General features: G+C 67.5%; 19 protein-coding genes and 4 pseudogenes. 14 read left to right on the top strand and 9 right to left on the bottom strand.

What is annotated here, in order from left to right:
* The 10 genes and pseudogenes from AC08OJ_RS07895 to AC08OJ_RS07850 form a co-directional block, all read left to right on the top strand.
* On the top strand, positions 1-1376 hold a 1376-nt coding region (locus tag AC08OJ_RS07895), incomplete at its 5' end, for a hypothetical protein (RefSeq protein ID WP_476595397.1).
* Entirely contained in the window at positions 1373-2479 is a 1107-nt protein-coding gene (locus AC08OJ_RS07890) for an aminotransferase class I/II-fold pyridoxal phosphate-dependent enzyme (RefSeq protein WP_476592250.1), read from the top strand. The genes AC08OJ_RS07895 and AC08OJ_RS07890, both read left to right, overlap by 4 nt.
* Before the next feature lie 233 nt (positions 2480-2712).
* Entirely contained in the window at positions 2713-3201 is a 489-nt protein-coding gene (locus tag AC08OJ_RS07885) for a hypothetical protein (protein ID WP_476592251.1), read from the top strand.
* A 50-nt stretch (positions 3202-3251) separates the two neighbouring features.
* Positions 3252-4424, top strand: a complete 1173-nt coding sequence (locus AC08OJ_RS07880; protein WP_476592252.1) for a cytochrome P450 — start codon at positions 3252-3254, stop codon at positions 4422-4424.
* A 5-nt stretch (positions 4425-4429) separates the two neighbouring features.
* Positions 4430-4933 (top strand): class IV adenylate cyclase, encoded by a 504-nt coding sequence (locus tag AC08OJ_RS07875; protein ID WP_476592253.1) that lies wholly within the window; start codon positions 4430-4432, stop codon positions 4931-4933.
* A gap of 137 nt (positions 4934-5070) precedes the next feature.
* Positions 5071-6159, top strand: a pseudogene (locus AC08OJ_RS07870) (thiamine pyrophosphate-dependent dehydrogenase E1 component subunit alpha).
* Positions 6159-7160: an alpha-ketoacid dehydrogenase subunit beta gene (locus AC08OJ_RS07865; RefSeq protein WP_476595396.1), complete on the top strand. Its 1002-nt coding sequence runs from the start codon at positions 6159-6161 to the stop codon at positions 7158-7160. Before AC08OJ_RS07870 ends, AC08OJ_RS07865 begins: the two are co-directional and overlap by 1 nt.
* Before the next feature lie 313 nt (positions 7161-7473).
* Entirely contained in the window at positions 7474-8226 is a 753-nt protein-coding gene (locus AC08OJ_RS07860) for a class I SAM-dependent methyltransferase (RefSeq protein WP_476595395.1), read from the top strand.
* Positions 8227-8334: 108 nt separating this feature from the next.
* Positions 8335-8829, top strand: coding sequence for a transposase (locus AC08OJ_RS07855; protein WP_476592256.1), 495 nt, complete (start codon positions 8335-8337; stop codon positions 8827-8829).
* 222 nt (positions 8830-9051) lie between these two features.
* Positions 9052-12021 (top strand): FAD-binding and (Fe-S)-binding domain-containing protein, encoded by a 2970-nt coding sequence (locus tag AC08OJ_RS07850; protein ID WP_476595399.1) that lies wholly within the window; start codon positions 9052-9054, stop codon positions 12019-12021.
* A gap of 187 nt (positions 12022-12208) precedes the next feature.
* On the opposite strand, the gene AC08OJ_RS07845 is transcribed toward AC08OJ_RS07850, so the two are convergent.
* Both AC08OJ_RS07845 and AC08OJ_RS07840 read right to left on the bottom strand, forming a co-directional pair.
* The gene (locus AC08OJ_RS07845; RefSeq protein ID WP_476592257.1) at positions 12209-12463 is read right to left on the bottom strand and encodes an SDR family oxidoreductase; all 255 of its coding nucleotides are present in this window, start codon (positions 12461-12463) and stop codon (positions 12209-12211) included.
* 14 nt (positions 12464-12477) lie between these two features.
* A pseudogene (locus AC08OJ_RS07840) lies at positions 12478-12669 on the bottom strand (alcohol dehydrogenase catalytic domain-containing protein); the annotation flags it as partial.
* Between the two features lie 732 nt (positions 12670-13401).
* Between AC08OJ_RS07840 and AC08OJ_RS07835 the strand changes: the two are divergent.
* Entirely contained in the window at positions 13402-13842 is a 441-nt protein-coding gene (locus tag AC08OJ_RS07835) for a response regulator transcription factor (protein ID WP_476595394.1), read from the top strand.
* A gap of 93 nt (positions 13843-13935) precedes the next feature.
* Here the strand turns inward: AC08OJ_RS07835 and AC08OJ_RS07830 are convergent, their stop codons facing one another.
* The 3 genes and pseudogenes from AC08OJ_RS07830 to AC08OJ_RS07820 all read right to left on the bottom strand — a co-directional run bounded on the left by AC08OJ_RS07830 (position 13936) and on the right by AC08OJ_RS07820 (position 17425).
* Positions 13936-14688 (bottom strand): FadR/GntR family transcriptional regulator, encoded by a 753-nt coding sequence (locus AC08OJ_RS07830; RefSeq protein ID WP_476592258.1) that lies wholly within the window; start codon positions 14686-14688, stop codon positions 13936-13938.
* A gap of 143 nt (positions 14689-14831) precedes the next feature.
* Positions 14832-16178: an NtaA/DmoA family FMN-dependent monooxygenase gene (locus AC08OJ_RS07825; protein ID WP_476595393.1), complete on the bottom strand. Its 1347-nt coding sequence runs from the start codon at positions 16176-16178 to the stop codon at positions 14832-14834.
* 54 nt (positions 16179-16232) lie between these two features.
* A pseudogene (locus AC08OJ_RS07820) lies at positions 16233-17425 on the bottom strand (LLM class flavin-dependent oxidoreductase).
* A 406-nt stretch (positions 17426-17831) separates the two neighbouring features.
* On the opposite strand from AC08OJ_RS07820, the gene AC08OJ_RS07815 reads away from it, so the two are divergent.
* On the top strand, positions 17832-18512 hold the full coding sequence (locus AC08OJ_RS07815) for a class I SAM-dependent methyltransferase (RefSeq protein ID WP_476592260.1): 681 nt from the start codon (positions 17832-17834) through the stop codon (positions 18510-18512).
* A 50-nt stretch (positions 18513-18562) separates the two neighbouring features.
* On the opposite strand, the gene AC08OJ_RS07810 is transcribed toward AC08OJ_RS07815, so the two are convergent.
* Entirely contained in the window at positions 18563-19681 is a 1119-nt protein-coding gene (locus AC08OJ_RS07810) for an N-acetylmuramoyl-L-alanine amidase (RefSeq protein WP_476595392.1), read from the bottom strand.
* A 520-nt stretch (positions 19682-20201) separates the two neighbouring features.
* On the opposite strand from AC08OJ_RS07810, the pseudogene AC08OJ_RS07805 reads away from it, so the two are divergent.
* Positions 20202-20375: pseudogene (locus AC08OJ_RS07805) on the top strand (ChaB family protein); the annotation flags it as partial.
* Positions 20353-20661 (top strand): Rho termination factor N-terminal domain-containing protein, encoded by a 309-nt coding sequence (locus tag AC08OJ_RS07800; protein WP_476595398.1) that lies wholly within the window; start codon positions 20353-20355, stop codon positions 20659-20661. The pseudogene AC08OJ_RS07805 and the gene AC08OJ_RS07800, both read left to right, overlap by 23 nt.
* 196 nt (positions 20662-20857) lie before the next feature.
* Here AC08OJ_RS07800 and AC08OJ_RS07795 read toward each other — a convergent pair whose 3' ends face one another.
* The 3 genes from AC08OJ_RS07795 to AC08OJ_RS07785 form a co-directional block, all read right to left on the bottom strand.
* Complete coding sequence (locus tag AC08OJ_RS07795; RefSeq protein ID WP_476595391.1) at positions 20858-23119, bottom strand: MMPL family transporter; 2262 nt, start codon at positions 23117-23119, stop codon at positions 20858-20860.
* A complete protein-coding gene (locus AC08OJ_RS07790; protein ID WP_476595390.1) occupies positions 23113-23493 on the bottom strand; it encodes a hypothetical protein in 381 nt (126 codons plus the stop codon). Before AC08OJ_RS07790 ends, AC08OJ_RS07795 begins: the two co-directional genes overlap by 7 nt.
* Before the next feature lie 550 nt (positions 23494-24043).
* Positions 24044-24450, bottom strand: a 407-nt coding sequence (locus AC08OJ_RS07785) for a response regulator transcription factor (RefSeq protein ID WP_476595389.1), incomplete at its 5' end; no start/stop codon positions are given.

Below are 24450 nucleotides of genomic sequence, written 5' to 3'. Positions count from 1 at the left end.
CCCCCACCCCAACCCCACCAACATCCACACCAGCCTTCCATCGCGCTCCGTACACACAAGAAGATCTAAAACAGACTCTGACCGAATGGACCGAATGGGTTGTCCTCCTGCCAATCCGGCAGGGACCGGATTGGCAGGAGGCACAGATAAAGATGGATGCCTCGCTGATCACCATCTACTCTCGGCGGGAAAGATACCCGACGAACCGGGTACCCATGGCTCGACCGAGCGACCACACGATGGCAGAAGACCTTGATCCTTACGTTAATCAGCGAGTTTCGACCGAGCTGATTCGCGGAGCGGTCGCGCGGAGGATGCCCATCGAGGTCCACGGTGTGTACCCGGCCCATTTCACTTTGGTTGCCACGGCGTTGGGTCGACGGGTGCAACAGCCGCTCGGCTCGAATCAGCAGCCAGACAAGATACTTAACGGCGTGCGGCCCGAACTGTTCAAAGCACACGATCCTTACGGCCGGGAGGTGCTATGTATAGCGGTGCCTCCAGGACGTGACTACGTGATTCACTACGCCAGCCTTGTCGCACACGTGATGAACCGGTATACTCGCCATACCGAGCAGTTGCTGCGGGTGTGGTATTATCCGGATGCGGAGCATTCAATCGCCGAATGGACGGGGATTAATGAATCGCTCGTCAACGGTGCTGAAACTGTCGTATTCGGCAAGATTGAATTGCTTTCCGACATTCTTAGTGATGCTGGTTATTACCGTATCGGACATCAGGAGAAATCGTATTATGTTGCCTCGACCTTCAGTCGACCAAGGGGCCGGCGAATCACCTTGCTGGGAGTGCGGTTCAGTTACTGGGGATCTATCGGTGGCCGGCTGGCGCGGCAATGCTGCAAATTGGGTGTCCGCGAGATCATTTATGTAGGGAAGTTGGGGGCGCTCGACGAACCGAAGGATATCTACAACAGACTTTTCGTGCCCTCGCGATACGGGTTGCTCTCCGGCGTACGGGTGCGCCAGATATCGGACGGGCCGCCGAACCTGCTTCTCGATCGAGTTCCGGCGCTGGACAGTGGCCTCCATATATCGGTGCCGACGGTGCTGGAGGAGAATCACGCCCAGCGTGAGGTCGCGCGACTGCTAGGCGCACGGACGATAGACAACGAGCTGGCACAGATGGCATTGGCTGTACACGAGTGGAATATCGACACTGGCGGATCGGTGTCATTCAGCGGGCTGCATTATGCGACAGATTACTTGCGCTGCCACGAGGAAACCGACGTCAAAGTAGCGCACTCGCTTGCTTCGGGCCGTGACCTTGAAGCTCGCCGTAAACGTCGATGCGTGGAGCGCTTCATCGGCCATTGCCTAGGCAGTTACTTCGCAGACAAGGCGGTGGCCGAGAAATGACCGGTTTCACGACGTCGGACCAGTGGTACCTCGACCCGCGGCTAAGCAGCTTGGCCGCTCCTGAACGGTGCTCCCATCCCCGCAATGTTTTGGACCTCTCGCGCAACGAACTGATCCACCCAGCGCTCGATCCGTTGATGGCCACGGTGCTGCAGAAAATTCCACCGACGGCCGCGACCAGATACCCGATCTACTCAGAACTCATCACCGAACTGGCCGATGTTGTGGACTGCTCTCCTGAGGAATTGGAGATCTTCCCCGGATCCGACGACGCGATAGGAGTGATCATCGACGCGTGTGCCGCCAGACCAGGCTCCTTGATCCTGCAGGATCCCACCTATCCGGCCTACCGGTATCACGCCCAACTGCGAGGCATCAACGTTCTTCCTTGGCTGCCGCGGCCCGGCGAGCTGTCCTTCGTGGTGGACGACGCCATGCGGGCGATGGAACGCAGGCCGTCGACCGTCCTCGTCGTGACGGACCCGCACGGCATGCTGGGCAGGTCCCTCGACGAAGAGGCCATGATGGCCCTTGCCGCGGTGGCCGATCATCATGGAAATCTGCTCGTGATCGATGAATGTTATCAAGCCTTTCGTGGGGAAGACAGACCCCGGCACTTCTGCGGATGTGACAACGTGGTACGGATCGGATCGTTTTCCAAGAGTGCCGGGCTGGCCGGGATGCGTCTAGGTTACGCCATCGGCGCGCCATCGATTGTAGAGTACCTCCGCAAATGGGGTCGGGCTCGCGCTGTGTCCGGCGTTACTGCCTGGGTGGCACTTGAAATGTGCCGTAACCACAAGAAGGAGCTCGACTCGATCCGGAAAGACATCGTCGACGGGCGCGAGTGGCTTGCCGGCCAGGTGGCCGGCATGGAGAAAGGCATTTCGCCGTTGCCAAGTGACGCCAACTTTCTCACCGTGGATGTCGGCGAACCGGACGATGCACGCTGTCTCAAAGAGCATCTCATCAGGAAAGGCGTGATTGTCCGTTCTCATGCAGATTGCGTAGGCTTCGCGTCACTACTTCAGTTCACTGCCGCGCCGGTATCCCTGCTGCATCAAGTTGTCCAGGCGCTGACGGATTTTGACGCCATACAATAAATGCGATCACGGAAGGTATCCGATGATAAGGGAAACCGTCGCCGCCGCATACAAGGACTATGTTCGCGAGACCTGGGCACAAGGAGATTACGCTAAACTTGCCACACGCGTAATGCCGATCGCTGAACACCTGTGCCAGAGCGCTGACATTCAACCCGGCAAGGCTGTGCTGGACGCCGTGACCGGATATCGCTATCGCGGAAGCACGCCGGGTACTGCGGCCCGGGGGTGTCGTGGGGCTAGCCGGATTCACGCCTGGAAGCTACTTTGGCCAGGTCGAGGAGATTATCAAGGCTTATCGACCGCTGCCGGACGGTGTTCCGGAGCGCAACGACTGGGCCAACGAAGCAGTGGCCATCACCCGGCTCGAACAACACTTCACCGACGTGATGACATTCACCGCGACCGTCTCGTGGAACTTCGCGTCCGCTGGGGCTGCCACAGAGTTCTTATTCACCAACTCCGCGTCCCATATCGCGGCCTGCAGTGGTCTAGGAATTCGTAATGAAGTAATTAATGCAAGCCAATATGCGTCTTCGCAGGTCACGGGCTCACGAGGACCCCGAAGTGAACAAGTTATTTCATTCCGAATCCTAGATCCTGCACAGGTGGACAAGATCACCGCCGAGGTCGAACGGCTCACCACAAGGTCATCGATGACATCTGACGGCATTCGTATCGACCTGGAGTACATGATTCTGCTCGGAAAGGTCCCGGCGTGACTACGACCCCCCAAACACCCGTACTGAACATCAACTTCATGTCGCCGGAGGTGGTCGCCGACCCGTTTCCGGTCTATGAACGAATCCGGTTGCTCGGCAGGTGTGTTTATAACGGATTGGCCGACGTGTGGATGGTGACTGGATACGATGACGCAGTGGCGATTCTCGGGGATCCCTCCCGTTACTCCTCGCGAGTACTCGCCGATGAGAAATTCGGACCGTGGTACGACGGTGCAGCCACCATGCTGGGCAGCGATCCACCTGACCACGACCGGCTACGTTCCGTGCTGCGCCACTGCTTCACAGTACGCGCCGTGGCGCGCTGGGAGCCGCTCGTCCGCGCCACTGTCGAGGATGTGTTCGCCGCTCTGCGGGAGCCACTACGCGACGGGGAACCCATTGACGTGCTCACTGGCGTGGCGTTCCCACTCGCCGCCCTGGTCACCTGCAGGATCCTGGGCGTCCCGGAGTCGGACAGCAGCCAGGTCATTCGATGGACACAGGAGATGGCCGTCGGCAGCGTTGCCGCGGTGTTGGCGGACACCGAGCCAACGGCCGCGGCACTCTACCGAAATGCGGTGAGCGCGGGGATGGCGTTGGCAGACTATACCCGCAGCAGACTGGCCAGTGAGGCGCCGGCCGAGGACAGCCTGCTAGCGCACCTGCTGGCAGCCCACCGCACGGGAACCCTGACCAGACCGGAGGTCGTAGCCGCCTGTGTACTACTCCTTATGGCGAGTACCGAGACCACGGCCAAGCTGATCGCCAACGCGATTGTTCTGATCGCCGCGCATCACGACCAGCGCCGTGCTCTGCTTGCCGACCGCTCACTCACCGGAGCTGCCGTGGAGGAGGTTATCCGGTTCAGTGGACCGGCGCAGTTCGACCCCAGAACGGTGACCGAGGATACCGCGATCGGTGCGGTCTCCCTGTTGCCCGGCGAAACCGTCTGGGTCTTGACCGCTGCGGCAGGCCGCGATCCCATCCGCTTCCCCCATCCAGAGCGGTTCGATATTACTCGCTCACCCAATCGGCACCTCGGATTCGGTCATGGAATCCATTTGTGTCTCGGCGCTCCGCTCGCACGCGTCGAGGCACGCCTGGCTCTGGAGCAGTTGCTATCGTTCGTTCCTGACTACGTCGTCACCACCATCGACTATGGACAGTCTTTTTTCGTACGCGGTCCAGTACGCCTGGAGATCGCACGCACCAGACCGGATTAGTGACCATGCCAGAGCTGTTCGAAACGAAGATCCGATGTGCCGGCTTGACTGAGGTTCGGAAGCGGCTGACCGACGCGGGTGGGTCTCTCGATACATTCGTGCATCAACGCGATACCTACTTCCAGGTACCGGTCGGTTGGCTCAAACTTCGGGTGTCCGTAGACGCCGCACAACTGGTCGCATACCACCGACATCAGGGGCCCGACCGGCGGTGCATATACATCACAACCGACGTCACCGATACCGATTCGTGCAGGAACGTCTTTGGGGCTTTGCTGGGAGTGCTGGTCGACGTGGTCAAGACCCGGGAGGAATGGAGACTCGACTCGACTATCGTTCATCTTGACGAGGTTGTCGGACTAGGCGCGTTCGTTGAGCTCGAAACAGCCGTTATACCTGGCATGCAGGCCGATATTATTCATCGGCGACACCGACGATCACTCGCTTTGGAGGCCGAACCCGACATCCCCATGTCCTACGCCGATCTGCTACTGGGTCTGTCGCATTAGAATTCGTAATGAAGTAATTAATGCAAGCCAATATGCGTCTTCGCAGGTCACGGGCTCGCAAGGACCCCGAAGTGAACAAGTTATTTCATTCCGAATCCTTAGCTTGATTTGCCAACCTTTCATTCGCCCATCCGAACATGGCCATAACGGTAGAAGACAGAGATAGGATCGGGGTTATGGAATCGGCCCGGGAAAAAATAGGCCAGTCTCTTATAGATGAGACTCTGAGCAGTGAGAGTTTGATCGAGATGCAGCGGCGTATGCTGCGTATTCGACACTTCGATGAGCGTGCTATTGAGTTGCAGGCGAAGGGTTTGCTTCCTGGATGGCTTCATACGTCGATCGGGCATGAGGCCGCGGCTGTTGGGGCGTGTATGGCTCTTCGCGGCGATGACTATATGATCGGCTATCATCGGTCGCACGGCCATTTGATCGGTAAAGGTTCGCAACTTGGTCCGTTGATGGCTGAGCTCCTTGGGAAGTCAACAGGAGTCTGCCGGGGCAAGAGTGGGTCGTTGCATCTGACGGATTTCTCGGTGGGCAGCCTTGGTGAGTCGGGGATTGTTGGTGGGAGTTTGCCGATTGCGGTTGGAGCAGGATTGAGCGCGAAGATGCGCGAGACAGGTTAGGTATGTTTGAGATTTTTTGGTGATGGCGCTGCGAACGCTGGTCCGTTTCACGAGGCGTTGAATCTGGCGGCGATTTGGGCTGTGCCGACGGTTTTTCTCTGCGAGAACAATGGTTATGCGGTAACGTCCCCAATTCAGGAGGTTATGGCAGTGGAGAATGTTGCCGACCGGGCGGCGGCCTATGCGATGCCGGGCGCCTGCGTTGATGGTCAGGATGTGCTGGCGGTGTATGCGGCGGTTTCGGCGGCGGCGGCGCGTGCTCGTTCCGGAGGCGGGCCGAGCCTGGTTGATGCGAAGACGTATCGCTTCCGTGAGCACGTCGAGGTCGTCGACTCGCAAGGGAGCTTGCCGCGCTACCGCTCGCCAGAGGAGGTGGAGGAGTGGCGGGCGCTGGATCCGATCGTGTTGTTCCGGGAAGAGCTCTGTAGCCGTGGGGTACTGACTGGCGAGGATGCTGTGCACCTGGAAGCCGAGGTGGCCAGGGAGATGGAGGGAGCTATCCGTTTTGCCCAGGAAAGCCCACTTCCCGAGTCCGGTGAGGCGTTCGAGGACGTGGAGGACGTGTTCGTCAACCCGATTGCGATCAGGAGCCGGTGATGGGCACTGAGGTGCGGGAAACGACACAGCTGACGTATTTCGATGCGACTCTTGCGGCGATTGCTGAGAAGATGCGCCACGATCCGTCGGTGTTCTTTATGGCTCAGGATTTGCGGGCCAACCTGTATGGCCGTTTCCCTGTTGATGAGTTCGGTAAGGAGCGTATTTGGAATCTACCGATCTCGGAAGCGGCTTCCGTCGGTGTCGGCGTGGGGGCAGCATTGACAGGTATCCGTCCGGTGATCGATATGGCGTGCTCGACATTTCTGTACTCGGCGATGGATCAGATAGTGAATCAGGCGGCGAAGATCCGCTATATGTCGGGTGGGCAGGCGAAGGTACCGCTACTGCTGCTTGTGCCAGTCTTCTATGGTAATTCGGAAGCCGCCCATCACGCGGATCGTCCGTTCGCGCTGTTCGCCAACAGCCCGGGCTTGAAGATCGTCGCTCCGAGCACTCCGTACGACATGAAGGGGCTGACAACGGCAGCGATTCGTGAGGACGATCCGGTGCTGCTGTTCAGGGACGCTACGCTGTTCGAAATGCGGGGCCCGGTCCCGGATGAAGACTACGTGATTCCACTTGGCTCGGCGGATATAAAGCGTGAGGGGACTGACGTGACGGTGGTTGCGATCGCCGGTGCTGTCAGAGTCGCTCTTGCTGCTGCGCAGAGGCTTGAGACAGAGGGGATCTCGGTCGAGGTCGTCGACCCGCGCTCGCTCGTTCCATTGGATTACGAGACGATCAACGCTTCGGTTGAGAAAACTGGCCGGGTCGTCGTCGTCGATCCGGCACCCCGCACCTGCAGCTTCGCGAGCGAGCTTGTCGCCTCGCTCGCCGAGGAGCGCTTCTGGCGGCTGATGGCGGCTCCGGTACGAGTGACGGCTGCAGATGTACCGACACCGTTTAGACCGCCCCTTGAGCGGCAGACACTGCTTGACGTCGAGCAGGTAGCGCAAGCGGTACGCCGTGTCGTCTCGGAGAAGCTGGTAGGCAGATGACGCGGTGGCGTTCGCGGTGGACGAGAATCCTCAACGACCTCGTGTCATCTCTGCCTCGACGCCTTTCGCGCTGACCGAATGTCGTCTGTGCTCGTGAGCACTGTCTTGAGAGGGAGCCCAATGGAACTGCCGGCCCGTTCGGTGGAGGAGTGATGCTTGTTCAGCTTCGTCACGAGACGCGCGATAACTCTTCCTTGCCCTGCAGCTCAGCCGCCACGCGACATCACGGAACGCTCACTCTATCGACGGGAGGCATGCCATGACGACGGATGACCCACATGGCGTCAAGAATCGCGGTCGGATCATCTGGACTATGGGGGACTACCAGCTGATCGCCGACCGGCAGCTACCCATTGCCGAAGCGCTGTGCGACTGGGCCGGAGTGCGGGCGGGCCAGCGAGTTGTCGACGTGGCCACCGCCACCGGGAACGTAGCGCTGGCCGCGGGCCGACGGGGCGCGCTGGTCACCGCCGTCGACATCACGCCGCGGATGGTGGAGCTGGCCCGGGCCCGGGCCCAGGAGGCCGGGTTGGAGATCACCGTCCTCGAAGGCGATGCCGAGGACCTTCCCTTGTCGGACGCCAGCTGCGACGTGGCTCTCTCCGCCTGCGGCATCTGGTTCGCACCGCGACCCGACGCGGCCACCGCCGAGGTCCACCGAGTGCTGCGGCCCGGCGGCCAGGTTGGCCTGGCGAACTTCACCCCTACCGGGTTCATGGGCCGGCTCAACGCGATCATAAAGCGTCGCCTCCCCCTCCCCGAGAGCCTGCCCGAGCCCAATGAGTGGGGAGTGCGCGACGTCGTGCTCCCCAGGCTCACGCCCTACTTTCACGACATCGAGTGCATATCCGCGTGTATCAGGTACTCCTTCCCGACAGCGGCGGCCGCCGCGGACTTCTTCCTCCGTTACTCCCCGCCCCACGTCGCCGCCCTGATCTCGCTGGACCCACCGGCCGCGCGGGAATTGCGACAGGAGATCGAGAGCTGTTTCACTGAGGATTCCGTGGTGGCGGACCGGGTCGAGCTCGACGCTGAGTATCTGCTTGTACGGGCCCAGGCGCGCTGACCGGTCTACCATGGACATGGCGGGGTCAAATGGGCGTAGCAACGTCTCGATATGATGATCGCTTTGGCGTCGAGGGACTGGATGGTGGAGCCGAGGGACTGATGGTGGATGGGCCGGCGGGAGCAGTTGACAATCGAGGAGCGGGAGGTAATTTCCCGAGAGCTGGGTCGGAACCAATCGGCGCGGATCATCGCGAAGATGCTCGGCCGGCATCACTCGACGATTTCACGGGAGATCGAGCGTAACGGCGGCGAGGAAGCATACTGGGCGGCGGACGCGCAGGCGCGTTGTGACGCGGTGCGCGCGCGTCCGAAGGAACGCAAACTCGTCGCGTCGCCGCCGTTGCGCGACGAGGTCAACGCGGGCCTGGACGAGGAGTGGTCCCCGAAACGGATCAGCGAGAGACTGCGTAAGGAGTTCCCCGATGACGAGAGCATGCGCGTGTCCCACGAGACGATCTACAAGTGGAGTCGCCTGCAGGACGGTGGGGAACTGCGAACCGAGCTGGAGATCATGCTGCCCAAGGGCTGGACTGGGTGGGTCAACCAGTCGTGCAGCACTGTGACCAGGGGGCAGGATCGTCGGCATGGTCAACATCAGTGAGCGGCCGAAGGAGGCCACCGACCGTGCCGTGCCCGGGTTCCGGGAGGATGATCTCATTGAAGATCCACAGTGGCAGGCCGATCCGGTGCGGCCGGCCCGGCCCGTGGCGAGGATGGTGGGGTGCAGCGGGAGCAGCGTCGCGTGCGGGTCGAACAGTTTCGGCGTCTCGGTGACCGGGCCGGGATCGGAACAGGGGCCGGGGACCGGGCGGAGCTGGCCCGGATGCTGCGGGCGGCGCTCGGGGAGCGACCGACCACGGCCGGGTCGATGGTCGCTGGCACCAGTGTGGATCATGATCGAGCGGTCCGGCCCATGGTCGACGCCTCGGCCCGGCGCCGGGCCGAGTACTCCTCCGACGCCTCGAACTACCGGGTGCCACCCGCGGTCGTGGTGTTCCCCCGGGAGGTCGAGGACATCCTGGCAATCGTGGCGGTTTGCCGGTCCACCGCGACCCCGCTGACCACCCGGGGAGCGGGCACCTCCATCGCGGGCAACGCCGTGGGCCCCGGGGTGGTGATGGATCTCAGCCGCCACCTGCACCGCGTCATCTCCCTGGACCCGGCCGCCCGCACCGCGAGCGTGCAGCCCGGGGTCATCCTGGACAGCCTCCAGGCGGCGGCTGGCCGGCACGGGCTGCGATTCGGTCCGGATCCCTCCACCCATGCCCGCTGCACCATCGGCGGCATGATCGGCAACAACGCCTGCGGCGCACGGGCGATCGCCTACGGCCGGACCGCCGACAACATCGTCGACCTCGACGTGCTCGACGGCACGAGACGTCGGCTGCGGGTCGGCCCGGGTGGCTTCGGGCGTTCGGGTGGCTCCGGGCATCCGGCAGTCCCCGGGCTCGACGACCTCGTCCGGGCCAACCTGACGGTCCTGCGCACCGAACTCGGCAGGTTCCCCCGCCAGGTCTCCGGCTACTCGCTGGAGCACCTGCTGCCCGAACGCGGCGGCGACCTGGCGAAGGCACTGGTGGGCTCCGAGGGCACCTGCGTGGTCGTGCTCGGGGCGACCGTCCGCCTCGTCCCCCGACCGGCCGCGACCGCGATGGTCGTGCTGGGCTATCCGGACATGCCGGCCGCCGCGGACGCCGTGCCGCTGCTGTTCCCGCACGCTCCGCTGGCGGTGGAGGGCATGGACGCGCGCCTGGTCGACATCGTGCGCCGGCACCGGGGACCGCGGGCCGTACCGGAGCTTCCCGCCGGCACCGGCTGGCTGTTCGTCGAGGTCGGTGGGGCGAGCCCGGCGGAGACGCTCGCGGCCGGCCGGGCGTTGGCGGCCGCCGCGGGCACGAGGGCCACCCGGGTGCTGCCCACCGGCCCGCAGACCCGCGCCCTCTGGCGGATCCGCGAGGACGGCGCGGGTCTCGCCGGGCGGACCGCGGCGGGGGAACCGGCCTGGCCCGGCTGGGAGGACGCGGCCGTGCCGCCGCAGCGCCTGGGGGCCTACCTGCGTGACTTCGAGGACCTGCTGCGTGCGCACCGGATCGACGGGGTGCCGTACGGACACTTCGGGGACGGCTGCGTGCACATCCGGCTTGATCTACCGTTGGCGGACGCCCCGGGGCGCCTGCGCCCGTTCCTGACCGAGGCCGCCGACCTGGTCGCCTCCTACGGCGGCTCGATATCCGGTGAGCACGGGGACGGCCGGGCCCGCGGTGAGCTGCTGGCCAGGATGTACTCGCCGGCCGCGCTCGGCGTCTTCGCCGGTTTCAAGGCCCTGTTCGATCCGGACGATCTTCTCAATCCGGGTGTGCTGGTCCGGCCGAGGCCGATCGACGCCGACCTGCGCCTGCCGGCGGCTCGCCCGCTGCCCGCCAGCGGCGGATTCGCCTTCACCGCCGACGCGGGGGAGTTCGGGCGGGCCGTCCACCGCTGCGTCGGGCTGGGCACCTGCCGGGCCGACACGCCGACGGCCGGCGGCTTCATGTGCCCGTCGTACCTCGCGACGCGCGACGAGAAGGATTCCACCCGCGGCCGGGCCAGGGTGCTGCAGGAGATGGCGAACGGCTCGCTGGTCCGCGGAGGTGCCGGGGGCGCCCGGGCCCCGGAGGTGGCCGAGGTGCTCGACCTGTGCCTGTCGTGCAAGGCGTGCGCGCGCGACTGCGCGGCCGGGGTGGACATGGCGACGTACAAGTCCGAGGTGCTGTTCCGCGCCTACCGGCATCGGCTCCGGCCGGTCAGCCATTACGTGCTCGGCTGGTTGCCCCGCTGGGCCCGGGTCGCCGGGCGGGCGCCACGCCTGGTCAACGCGGTGCTGGCCGGACCGGCGGTGCGACGGCTGCTGCTGCGGGTGGGGGGCATGGACGTGCGCCGCGAGGTGCCGGCCTTCGCCAGGCAACCGTTCAGCCGCTGGTGGCGCGAGCACGGCGGCCCGGACCGGGGAAACGGGTACCTGGCTGACGGGCGGCCGGCTGACAGGCAAGCGGCCGACGGGCAAGCGGCCCACAGACGCGAGGCCCACAGCCGGGAGGTGATGCTGTGGATCGACACGTTCACGGAGGCCTTCTCCCCCGAGGTCGGCCGAGCCGCCGTGGCAGTGCTGGCGGACGCCGGCTACCGGGTGATCGTGCCGCCGGGCCCCGCGTGCTGTGGTCTCACCTGGATCACCACCGGCCAGCTCGACGGCGCGCGCCGCCGGTTGCGGACGACCGTCGACCGCCTCGCGCCGTACGCCCGGGCCGGGACGCCGATCGTCGGTCTGGAACCGTCCTGCACGGCGGTGCTGCGCGGCGACCTCGTCGAGCTGCTCGCGGGCGACCCCGCCGCCGCGCTGGTCGCCGGTGCGGTGCGTACCCTCGCGGAGCTGCTCGGCGACACCGTCGGCTGGACTCCGCCGCGCCTCGACGGGGTGCGCGTCCTCGCCCAGCCGCACTGCCACCAGCACGCGGTCATGGGATTCGCCGCCGACCGCGGCCTGCTGGCGGTGGCCGGCGCGGACGTCACCGTCCTCGCCGGGTGCTGCGGCCTGGCCGGCAACTTCGGCATGGAGGCCGGGCACTACGACGTGTCGATGGCGATCGCCGCCCGCACCCTGGGCCCGGCGATCGCCTCGGCTCCCGCGGGCACCGTGCTGCTCGCCGACGGATTCTCCTGCCGGGCCCAGGCCGAACACGTCGCCGCCCGGCGCGGGCGGCATCTCGTCGAGCTGCTCGCCGAGCATCTCGCCGGGCTCAGATCTCCACGGTGAAGACCGTCGCCGGCAGGCCGCCACCGTCGGCGACCGCGGACGGGCCGGTTAGCGGAAATGGCATTGGGACTCAAGCCCTGGGCGGACCGCGTCAAGCATCCGCACTGGGTACGGATCCTGCCCGAGTCGATGACCGGCCGGGCCATCATCCACTCCTGACCCGCCGGCTCGAGCGGAAACCCGCCTTTCAGCGCATCACGAGACCACCGTCGATCACCACCGACTGCCCGGTCATGTAAGCGGAGTCCGGACCGGCCAGATAGGACACGAAGGCGGCCACCTCCTCGGGTATCTGCCCGCGGCCGAGCGGGATCCCGGCGGCGTACTGCTCGAGCGCCTGCCCCTTGCCGAGGCCCAGGTGGCCGCCGAGCTTTTCGGCGATGTCCGCGCCGTCCGCCGCGAGGCGCAACGCGATCGCCCGGCCGATAGTGAACTCCGCCATGCCGCCATGCCGCCGTCGGCCATCAGCCCGTGGAAGCCGATCTGGCGGCAGACGTTGTACCGGCCGGCCCGGCACGGCGGGCACTGCCCGCAGCGGTAGATCGGTTCGCCCGTGGCCCGGTCGCCCACGACGACCGAACCGACACCATCGCCCCTGTCGACCACGGTGCCGCCTAACGCGTGCCCCAGGACGAGGGGGATCGACAAGCCGGTCAGCGGACGCGGCTCGGTGGGGAAGAAGAGCGGGCCGGCGAGCTCGGGCCGGGTGGCTCCGACCGGCTAACTCGGGCCGGGTGTGGCCGCGGCCGCCACGGCCAGTCCGGCCTATTCCTACCATCCACCCGCGCGGATTCCCGTGCATCCGCCCACATCATCCGCCGTCGTCCCACCTATTAACCCGGCGGGCTCATCGGATAACCCCCGAGGCCGTTTACGCTGCCCGCCGTCAACCCGCTGACGTGCGGGTTCCCGCCTGCCTCCAGGAATTTCCTTCGCGCCACCTCAAACCGAGGGGTACTTTGGTGCGGCGACGTGGCATGACGCCCCCGAAGGAGCCCCTTTCGGGGTAGCATTCAAGACTACCCTCGGGCCTTCCGGCCGGGGGGGAGCAGTATGTTCTTGGCATGGGAGCAACACCATTGACGACCGGCCGGAGCAAGGAGATAACCTTTTCGATGTAGCCGGCAGCGGGCATCCGACGAAGACGGACGGCCAGCCTGGAGCGGAGCCGACGTGGCAGTGTGCCCACTTCACCCGCGACCGGATCATGGAAGACATCACACAAAGGTGGTGTACGGCTGATCCCGGGACCGACCGCCCCTTCATGAATACACCGGTACGCGCCTGGTTGTCCGGGGGCGCCCATCCGGAGGTAGCTGGGTTATCGACGTGGATAGGGAGAGGAGCATAATGGGCCCAGTGGCATCGGATTCGATCCCGATGCAGGTGCGCCTGCACCGGACGATGACCCCTGCCGGCTTTGACCGCGCACCGGGACCATTCGTCGCCGATGGACAGCCGCCCGACTCTCGCACGCAGCGGGAGCGGGTCCGCCTGGCCCAGATCGAGTTGCTGGAGCTGAGCGCCCAGATGACGGCCCCCCATCTCCGGCGGCAGATCCTGCACATCTACTCCCTGCTGCGCAACGAACCGGTCGTCACGCCCGGCCCGCCGAAGCCGCCGCCCTTCCGCCTCACCCTGCGGGAGATGGAGGTGCTGACCCTCGTGGCCACTGGCTGCTCCAACGTCGAGGCGGCGGAGCACCTCACGATCCGCGCCGAGACCGTGAAGACCTACATGCGCAGCATCATGCGCAAGATGGGGGTCCGTAACCGTACGGCAGCCGTGCACGCCGCCCGGCAGAGCGGCCTGCTGGACTGAGCGGCCCGCTGGACCGAGGCGGCGCCGTAGCCCCCCAGCGAGACGACGCGCGGACCGTGACCAGGCGGCGGCATGGACCCGGCCCCGGACGGCTCACCAGCCGAGGAGATCCTCCGGCTGGTCGCGAAGGTAGCGGGCCATCGCGTCCCCGTGCTCACGGCACAGTGCGGCGGCGGTGTCGGCATCGCCGTCCCGCACCGCCTCGGCGATCCACCGGCACTGCTCCCAGGCCAGGGCGACGCTGGCGGGGTCAGGCAGGAACGGCCGCGAGGCCGGGTACTGCGACAGCGAGCCGAGCACGTCCTCGAAGAGCTGAAGGGTGGGGCTGCGGGCGATCTCGGCGAGCAGCACGCCCCACTGCGCCCGGGTCCGGGCATGGTCGCGGGCATCCCCACCGGCGGTGCCGTCAACGGCGGCGTTGACGGCACCGCCGACGGCGCTGTCGACGGCGCTGTCGACGAAGGTCAGCAGCCGACCCCGCTCGGCCGGATCCGGATTGAGCGCGGCGAGCCGGGCGCATTCGGTGGCGATGAGGGCGTGGGTCGCGCTGAGGTCGGCGAACGAGGCCCGACGGGTGCGCAGGAAGACCGACGCCATGTGGGCGACCCCGGCCGCGTCCGGCCGCTGCCCGTACAGACCGCCGTGATGACCCCGGCGGACGGTGAGGATCCCCTCGGCCTGCAACAGCCGCACCGCCTGACGCAGCGACGGCCGGCTGACGCCGAGCCGGGCCAGCAGCTCGTTCTCCTGGCCGAGGTACAGGTCGCCGTCCTGCCGGCTGAGAATCTCCTCCCGCAGAACATGAGCGACCGCCGTCGCCGTGTTCACCGCGGCCACCCGTTCCATGCGCCCCTCCTCCCGAGCGTGACGCGAGCAACATCATACTTTCAGGTACCTGTGAGTTTCAGGTACCGAAGACAACACCGCCGGCGAGGAGTTCGAGACGGCGGGCCGAGCGGGCCGGGCGGGCAGCCCGACCGGGCAGCCCGTTACCCGAGCGGAGCGAGGCCGAGGTGCTCGCGCAGCATCGTCCCCGAGTAGTCGGTGCGGAATACGCCGCGCTCCTGGAGCAGCGGCACGACCGTGTCGGCGAACTCATCCAGCCCGCCCGGGGTGATGTGCGGGACGAGGATGAACCCGTCGCTGGCGTTCTCCTGGACGAACTTGTTGATCGTCTCGGCTACAGTGGCGGCCGAACCGATGAACGACTGCCGTCCGGTGACCTCGATGACCACCTCGCGCAGCGAGAGCTTCTTCGCCTCGCCGAGCTCGCGCCACTGCCGGACGGTCGCCTGCCGGTCGTCGAACATCCGCACGCTGGCCCGGCCCTTCGAGATGGTGTTCTCCCCCGGTACCGGGTCGACCTCGGGCACCGGGCCGTCCGGGTCGTAGCCGGAGAGGTCGCGGTTCCAGAGCTGCTCGGCGAACAGGATCGCCGTCGCCCCGCTGACCTGCTGGCGCCGGATCACGCCGGCCCGTTCCCGCGCCTCGGCGTCGGTGTCGCCGAGGACGAAGGTCGCCGCCGGCAGGACCACCAGTTGCTCGGGTCTGCGGCCGTGGCGGGCCAGGCGGCCCTTGATGTCGGCGTAGAAGGCCTGGCCCGCGTCGAACGTGCTGTGCCGACTGAAGATCGCGTCGGCGGACGAGGCGGCGAACTCGCGGCCGGCTCCCGAGTCGCCGGCCTGGAAGATGACCGGCCGGCCCTGCGGGCCGCGCGGCACGTTGAAGTGGCCGCTGATGTCGAAGAACGCGTCGTGCAGGTCGAACGCGCCCGGCCGCGGCGTCCGCAGGAAGACCCCGGACTCCTTGTCGGCCACGATCTCGTCGCCGTGCCAGGAGTCGAACAGCTCCCACGCCGTGCGCAGGAACCGCTCGGCGCGGGCGTAACGGTCCTCCTCCCGCAGGTAGCCACCGCGGCGGAAGTTCTCCCCCGTGAACGCGTCCCACGACGTGACCACATTCCACGCGGCCCGACCGGCGGAGAGATGGTCGAGGCTGGCGAACTGCCGGGCGACCTCGTAGGGCTCGTTGAATGTGGAATTGATGGTGCCGGCCAGCCCCAGCCGTTCGGTCACCGCGGCGAGCGCCGCGAGCACGGTGAAGGTGTCCGACCGGCCGACGACGTCGAGATCGTGGATGCGCCCGTTCTGCTCACGCAGGCGCAGCCCCTCGGCCAGGAAGAAGAAGTCGAACTTCGCCCGCTCCGCGGTCCGGGCCAGGTGGGCGAAGGAGCTGAACTCGATCTGGCTGCCCGCCTGCGGATCACTCCACACCGTCGTGTTGTTCACTCCGGGAAAGTGCGCAGCCAGGTGGATCTGCTTGATCGGCCTGCTCATCGGGGGTCCTCCGGAATCCTGCGTGACGTCCGCCGCCGAGAGTCGGATCAACGATCAGACGGTGGCGTAGCGGTTGGCGGGTCGCGGCAGGCCGAGGTGGCCGCGCAGGGTGGTGGCCTGGTAGGCGGTGCGGAAGGCGCCACGGTGGTGGAGTTCACCGACGAGCCCGCGGGTGATGGCTTCGAGGTCGTGGGGAAGGGCGGCCGGGCGTAGTCGGAACCCGGTCAGCCCGGTGGATCGCCAGTCGAGGAGAAGGTCGGCGAGGTCGCCGGGGGTACCGGCGAAGATCAGCGCGTCGGAGGTGTAGGGCTCACCGGCACGGGCATCGAGACGACCGCGCCGTTCGGCGGCCTGCTCCGCGGAGGCGTCGAGGAGAACGACGAGATCGGCGAAGACGTGCAGGGTGTCGTCGGCGCGTCCGGCCGCGGCCTGTTCGGCGCGGATCTCGCCGACGATCGCCCGGGCGTCGGCGGCGGTGTGCGGGGTGATGTAAGCGACGTCGGCGGCGCGGGCGGCGAGCCGGTAGGAAATGGTGTGTGGCCCAGGGCGGTGACCAGCGGCTGGCCCTGGGGCGGACGGGGGACGATGGAGGGCCCGCGGACGGAGAACCAGCGGCCTTCGAAGTCGATGTAGTGCAGTTTGTCGCGGTCGATGAACCGTCCGGTGGCGGTGTCGCGGATCTCGACGTCGTCTTCCCAGCTGTCCCACAGCCGGCGTAGGACCTCGGCGTAGTCGGCGGCCTCGTCGAACAGGTCGCTGATGACCGCCTGGGCCTGGGGGGTCTGGTAGTCGGCGATGGTGGGGAGGTCGCGTCGGCCGAGGTGGGGAGTTTCGCCGGGGCGCAGAGCCTGGACGCGCACCCCGGCGCGGCCAGTGCTGGTGTAGTCCAGGGTGGCGATGGCCTTGGAGATGTGGAACGGCTCGGTGTGGGTGGTGGTGACTGCGGGGACGAGGCCGATGTGGCTGGTCAGGGGGGCGACCCGGGCGGCGGTCAGGACGGCGTCCAGGCGGCCGCGGACCTGGTCGGTACGCCCGTCGGGGCCGTCGAGACGGGAGGTCTGCAGGGCGAGGGAGTCCTCGATGGTGACGAAGTCGACCAACCCGCGTTCGGCTTCCAGGACGAGGTCGGTCCAGTAGCGGGCGGTGAACAGCTCGGCCGGGCGGGCATCGGGCTCCCGCCAGGCCGCCGGATGCCACCCGGCTCCGTCCAGAGCGACGGCGAGACACAGCTCCGCGAGGGCGGTCATCGGGTCGGATCCAACATGCGGCGCATCGGGATCTCCTCAGACGGTGGGTGGCCGGGCGACGGACGGTGGACGGCGTCGGGCGCTGCCTCACCGCACCGAGATCGGCGCCGGAAACGATGGTGCGCGGGTAGTGGCACTGAGGGCGCGCCCGGAACTCCGGCCACGAAGGTGCCGGGGACGGGCCCGATCGGGGGACAGCGCGGGGCCGTCAGCGACAACGGCTGGTCTCAGCGCGCCCGTAGTCGATGCAGCGGCGGCACGTCAGCAATGGAGATGTGCGCACACTTTTCACTCTGAGTAAGAGAACGTTGCCGCGTCAAGAAGGAGGCGGAAATGTGACGTGCGATACGTCAGGCCCGCGCGGGAAGTTCGGGTGCGCAGCCGGTCCCGACCGTATGATTGTCCAATGGATGAGATAGTAATCTCATATTCCGAGACGCCGGGCTGGGATCCCGAGACCTACGACGGGGAGCGCCGCCGGCTCGTCCCCTCCTTCGACCTGCTGTACGGATCGGTCGGCGACCTGGTGGCGCGCCAGGGTGGCGCCCAACCGGCGGTGCTCGACCTCGGCGCGGGCACCGGTCTGCTGGCCGCCGCGGCCGTCCCCGACGTCCGGTTTCACCTGTTCGACGGCGCCGCGCCGATGCTGGCCAAGGCCCGGGCGCGGCTGTCCGCCGGCTCGATCAAGGCCGTCACCGTCGCGGACCTCGCCTCCGCCCTGCCGACCGGCCCGTTCGACGCGGTCGTCTCGGCGCTGGCCATCCACCACCTCGACGACCCCGGCAAGCGCGACCTGTTCCGCCGGGTGCGCGACGTCCTGTGGCCGGGTGGGCTGTTCGTCAACCTCGAGCAGGTCAACGGCCCGACTGCCGCCCTGACCCGGCAGTACGAGGACATGCACGAACGGCAGGCTCGGGCGGCGGGTTCAGACGACGCCGAGTGGCAGGCCGCGTTGCGGCGGATGTCCTTCGATCGGTGCGCGCCGCTCGCCGACCAGCTCGACTGGCTGGCCGACGCCGGATTCGCGCCGGTCGACTGCGTCGCCAAGCACGGCAGGTTCGCGGTCTATGCCGGCTGGCGCCCCTGAGCCCGTCCACGGCCCACCCCGTCACCCGGCGGGGCACCAGCCGGTGAACCTCACATCAGCTGCCGGGCGACGTCCGTCCGCACACCTGCCAGGGCGGTGTAGGCCGCGCCGCCCGGACATTCGGTGGCCATCCAGTCGCGGTGCCCGCTAACGGCCGGGACGGTACGACGCCTGCCACTCACCGGATGGACGTAGTGGACGGTGCCGAGCGGGTCGAGATGATGCGCTCCGGTCAACGCGAGCAGCACCAGGACGAGCGTGCGACGGGCGGCGGCGGTGGGGGTGCGCGTCCGCAGGTCACCGAGCAGCGCGACGCCGACGTTGCCGGCGTTGAAGTCCGCCAGGTGCGCACCCGTCACCACGTAGCCGTCCTCCCGGTGGTCGGGAACGCTCTCCGTTCCCGACCACCGGCCCTCGTAGAGCGTGCCTGCCTCGTCGATGAGGAGGTGGTACCCGATGTCCGACCATCCCCGCTCGACCGTATGGAAGTGGTAGATCGCCCGCACGGTGGCGGCGGGGTTCGGATCGTCGTTGGGCGTCACCGTGTGATGAACCGTGACAACCTGGCCCGGGTGGTACGTCGGTTTCCAACCGCTGCCGGGTGAGGGGGACAGCCGCAGCGACTCGTCCGCGCCCCACGCGGCCCGGGGCAGGTAGCGCAAGTCGAGCGTCGCCGGCAGCCGGACGGGGGCGACCGGCGCGGCGGGGACCGCCGACACCCCGGACGCGGTCGCGACACGGGGCGGCGGCGACGATCTGGGCGCGGCGAAGAGCCCCGGCGACCGGGCGGCGCGCGAAGCCGAGATCGCGGAAAGGGCGACGTAGGCGGACACAATGGGTGCCGTTAACCGCTGCAACGGCCCCGACGTCGTGTTCAGGGCGGTGGACGTCACGGACGTCGCGCCGGGTGGCAACCACAGTTCGTAGCCGGTCGCGCGGTGCGCGGCGACCAGCACGGCGGCGCTCCTCCCCCCGGCCGGCGGGTCGTCCCGATCCACCGGACAGCCGACCGCCAGCGGCCGCCATGCGTCGAACCCACCCCCCCGGCTGGCGCAGCCGGATCTCGGCGCCCCGAGAAGCGGCACCGGCGGCACCGGCGGTCCCGGCGGTCCCCGTGCCGGCACCCCCGGGACCGGCCCGGCCATCCGCCGCGCGATCCTTCCCGTCACGGGTCCATCGGACGGCCACGTAACCGATGTCGAAATCCGACGTCGCGGGCCCCACTCCCCTCGTCACGGCGGCCAGGGTCCGGGGCACGAGCACGACACGCGTCCCCGGCGCCGAGAGGGCCCGCGCTTCCGCACCGGGTCGGACCCCTGCGGCCGGTGGCCCGGCCGGGCCAGCGGACGCGCTGCTCGGCGCGGCGTCGAGCAGCGTCTCCGCCCATCCACCCAGACCGGCACCGGCGAGACCGAGAATTCCGCGCCGGGACAGACCGGGCTCACGGCGACGCCGGCGAAACGGGTCAGCGGCATAGGACATGAGGCGTCCTTCGGGTCGTCATGGTCAAGACATTGGCACGCTACGGTAGTCGATGCCTCACCCTGTGAATCAAGGCACCAAGAGATCCACCACGAGCCACGAGCTACCCGGCGGCAACGGGGACGGGGAATACGTCCCGGCGTCACGGGAAGGTCCATAAGCATCCGTTCGGGAAGACCTGAGCATCCGTTCGGGAGGAGGAGTGCCATGGTCGGGAAGAAGCCGCAGACCGACAAAACCGACAAGAAGGCGCAGGCCGACGAGATGCGGGACGATGTTCCGTCCACCATCGCCCGCTCCGACGATCAGGCCATCCGCACCTGGAAGAAGACCCACGACTCGACGGTGGAGACCTACGGTGAGGGTGCGCGTGCCCACCGTGCGGCCTTTGCCGCCCTCAAGCACACCCACGAGAAGGTGGGGGACCGTTGGCGGCCGAAGGGTCGGCCCGGTCCCTCCGACGAGCAGGCCGCCACGCCGACGCCCGCCTCCCGGCACAGCGGGCCGACCGCCGAGGGCGTGGACGCGAACGCCTCGCCGACGCACCTGCGCGCTCGCCCGCGAGCTCGGTATCCCCGGCCGATCGACGATGTCGAGGGACGATCTCGTCGAGGCGATCAAGAAGGCCAACCGCAGGCGGACCGCGCAGGCCCGCAGCGGCGCGTAGGAGCCGTCCGCTCCTGGGAATACCGACCAGGACCAAGATTGGCGTTTACTACCTATGAGCTTTCGACGCGGATGCCGTCGAGTGCGAAACCCCGGATACCCATCATGGCCGGTAAGAATTCGTAATGAAGTAATTAATGCAAGCCAATATGCGTCTTCGCAGGTCACGGGCTCGCGAGGACCCAGAAGTGAACAAGTTATTTCATTCCGAATCCTAAGGGCCCACCGTCCGCGCGCCGCCGCGGGCGCAGGTAGCAGTGCCAGGTCGGGGCCGGCCCGGCCGGAGGCCGGGTCCAGCGGGTGGGTTCCCCCCGTCCCCGCCGATAAGTGATCTTCGTCGTCATGCGGTTGCCGGGGTCGGGGGGTCCCCCGAGCCCGAGGTCCCCCGCGCGCGAGGCCGCTTCGTCGCCGTCCTCCCGCAGGCTGAACCGCGCGTGCAGACGGCGCAACGGCTCGGGAACCCACCAGTTGTAGTCGCCCGCCAGGGCCATGAACGCCGGGACGAGGATCGCTCGGACGAGGGTCACGTCGAGCACGATCGACACGGTCAGCCCGACACCCACCAGTTTGATCATGCTGATGTCCGATGCGGACAACGCGACCATGACCACGACGAGAGCGAGCGCCACACTCGTGATCAGTGGACCGGTCGCCCCCAGCCCACGGGCGACGGAATCGTGGTTGTCTCCCGTCCGCAGGTACTCCTCGCGGATGCGGGCGAGCAGGAAGATCTCGTAGTCCATGCTGAGCCCGAACGCGATGAAAAACATCAGGACCGGGCTGGTCATCTCCAGCGTGCCCGACACCTGGAAGTCGCCGACAAGACCGGTCAGGTGCCCGTCCTGGAAGACGAACGCCAGCAGCCCGACGGTGGCGGCGAGATTCAGCGTGTTGAGGAACATCGCCTTCAGCGGAAGGAGCACGCTGCCGGTGAACAGGAACAGCAGGATGAAGGTCGCCGTCATCACGACGGCGAAGGCCGGTAGCAGACTCCGCTTGATGGAATGCGAGGTGTCGAGGAAGTGTGGCGCGAGTCCGCCGATGAGGACGCCGAACGGCGCCGGTGTCGCCTGCAGCCTCCGGACCAGGTCCTTCGCCGGCTCGGACAGCGGAGACCTGTCGGTCTGCCACACCGACAGCCAGGCGCCGCGATGCGTTCCGACGTACCTCATCGGAGTCTTCGGCACCGCACCGACCCGCTCGCCCCGCAGGAAGCTGCCGGTGACGGTGTCGATGCGGGCAACACCCGGCAGCGCGGACAGCCGGGTCGCGTAGTCGGTCAGCTTCTCGGCGTTCCCCGGGTCCCGCGCGTCCACTCCGGGCACCACGATCGGAATCTGGCAGGGCAGGCAGACGACGAAGTCCTCCCGCATCGCGTCATTGACGACGTGAGCCTCCGCGGTCGCCGGCAGGACCGTGTCGTCGGCCAGCGCGAGGTTGAGGTGGCGCAGCGGCGCGGCACACAGCACCAACACGAAGATCGCGGCCCCACCGAAGAACACCGGGTGGCGCATGACCCGCCGCGCCAGCGCCGACCAGCCGCGGCCAGCCGCCGCGGCCCCCACGCGGTGGCCGCCGGACCGCTGGCGACCCGAGCGCCTCGGGCGTGACCCCGAGCGTCTCAGGCGTGACAACGCCAGCCGGACGTTGCCGCGCTCGATGCGGTCACCGAGGACCATCAGCGCCGCGGGCAGCACGAGCAGTGCGGCCACCTCCGAGGCGACGACGACGATGCCGGCGAAGGCGAACGAACGCAGGTAATAGATCGGGAAGACCAGCGCGGCCGTCAGGGACAGCGCCACCGTCACCCCGGAAAAGAACACCGTGCGCCCGGCGGTCTCCAGCGTCCGGCGCAGCGCCGCCGCCGGGAGCAGCCCGCGGTCCTGTTCGTCCCGAAAACGTCGCAGGATGAACAGGCTGTAATCGACCGCGAGACCGAATCCGAGGGCGGTCGTCAGGTTCACCGAGAAGACCGACACGTCAGTGAGCGTGGCCGCCAGCCGCAGCAGCGCGAGACTCGACACCACCGACACCACGCCGACCAGGACCGGAAGCAGGGCAGCCGGGACCGTGCCGAAGGCGTAGAGCAGCACGAGGAACACCAGCGGAGCGGAGATCTGCTCACCGTGCGCCAGGTCGACACGGCTGCGCTCGGTCACGTCACGCATGACCGCGGGCGCCCCGCCGAACCGGACCTGGACCCCCGGGCCGTCGTGGGCGTACCGGTCGTGCAGGGCGTTCAGGCGGTGCTGGATGTGGTCCTCGGAACCGGTGATCCGGAACACGATCAGGGCCGACCGACCGTCCTTCGCACGCAGCAGCGGGCTCGCCTCGTTGGGCCCGCCCGGCCAGTACGACAGCACCGAGGTCACCCCCGGCTCCGCGGCAATCCGCCCGGTGAGCTCCCGGCCCAGGCGGGCGGCGATCGGCCCGTCGATACCCGGGGCCGACGTCAGCATGATGGCGACGTCGGGGGCGCGTCCGGGAACTCCTCGTCGAGCAGCCGCTCGGCCCGCGTCGACGGATCGCCCGGTGCGTAGAAACCACCGGTGGCAAGCTGGTCGTAGATTCCGGCATTCCACGGCAGCAGCACGACCACCAGCAGGCAGGCAGCGGCGAGTACCCTCCCCCGGTACACGACGGCCGCGTCAGCCACCATTGTGAACAGCGAACGGGGTGGTGCGCCGGTGGAGCCCGTCGGCGCGGGGCCTCGGTCGGCCCAGCCCTCGTCCCGTCCGTGCGACCCCTCGTCCCGTCCGTGCGACAACGCGGCATACGTCACCCGATCGGGGCGGGATTCGCGCTGCTGCGCCGGATCAGCGAACGACGGCATGACGCTCCTTCGAGGATCTCCCGTGCCGATGGATCTCGTGACGGCCGGACGGTGGCCGCCAGCGGCCACGCGTCCGGGCATGGAGCACCGCATGGAGCACTGCGAGGAAGTCCCGAGCTTCCACCTTGAAAGTAGACCTGCCTGAGACCCTGGTCCCGAACTACCCTCGCCCGGAGGCAGAAGTGTAGCGGGAGTCTGGCCACGATCGATATTCGGCCGCCGAAAGCAGGGCCGCCGGAAAAATCTTCGAGGGTAAGCGGCCGCCGCGGCGTAGGAGGAGTGGGCGGGAATGCCGGGAGCAATCCCGAAAGTAGTAGGGCAATGCCTCAGGCCCGGCCTGAGCCTCGGCTCGCCGGCCGGGCGGCCCCGCCACTCCTGCCCGCACAGCGTGAAAAACACCGCTATGGCACCGATGGCAGGCCACATCGACCCGCGGTCGAGATCCTCGTACACCGGCGCCGGGAATATACGGCTGGGTCGAATGGCCGTGACTGCCAGACCGGCAGCCACGGCCACGCCCCCGGCAGGGGCCCGGTGCGGGCCCCTGAGATCAGGGCAGCATTCCCAGCTGGCGCGCGGCGTGTACCGCGGCTGTGCGGTTACGGACACCGAGCTTGCGCATGATGCTGCGCAGGTACGCCTTCACCGTCTCGGGCGAGACCGTCAGCCGGCGGGCCGTCTCGACGTTGGACAATCCCGGCGAGACCTGGGCAAGCACCTCCAGCTCGCGCGGGGTCAGCGTCAGCCGTCCGACCGTCTTCGTCTCCTCGGCGAGCAGCCCGCGCAGCAGCTCGGACACCCCGCCGATGCGACCGCGCAGGAACGGGTCGGCGACATGCTCGGTGACCTCCTGAAGCTCCCGGTAGGCCAGCCGCAGGCTCTCCCGGGGCAGACCCGACATCCGCGGGAACGGGACGGCCCCCGGCCGCACGGCCGGCACCCCGCCCTGGACCGGCA

Source organism: Frankia sp. CgKIO3 (genome assembly GCF_977946435.1).
Note: the sequence above shows the minus strand (reverse complement) of the source record. Positions and strands in the feature narration are given on the sequence as shown.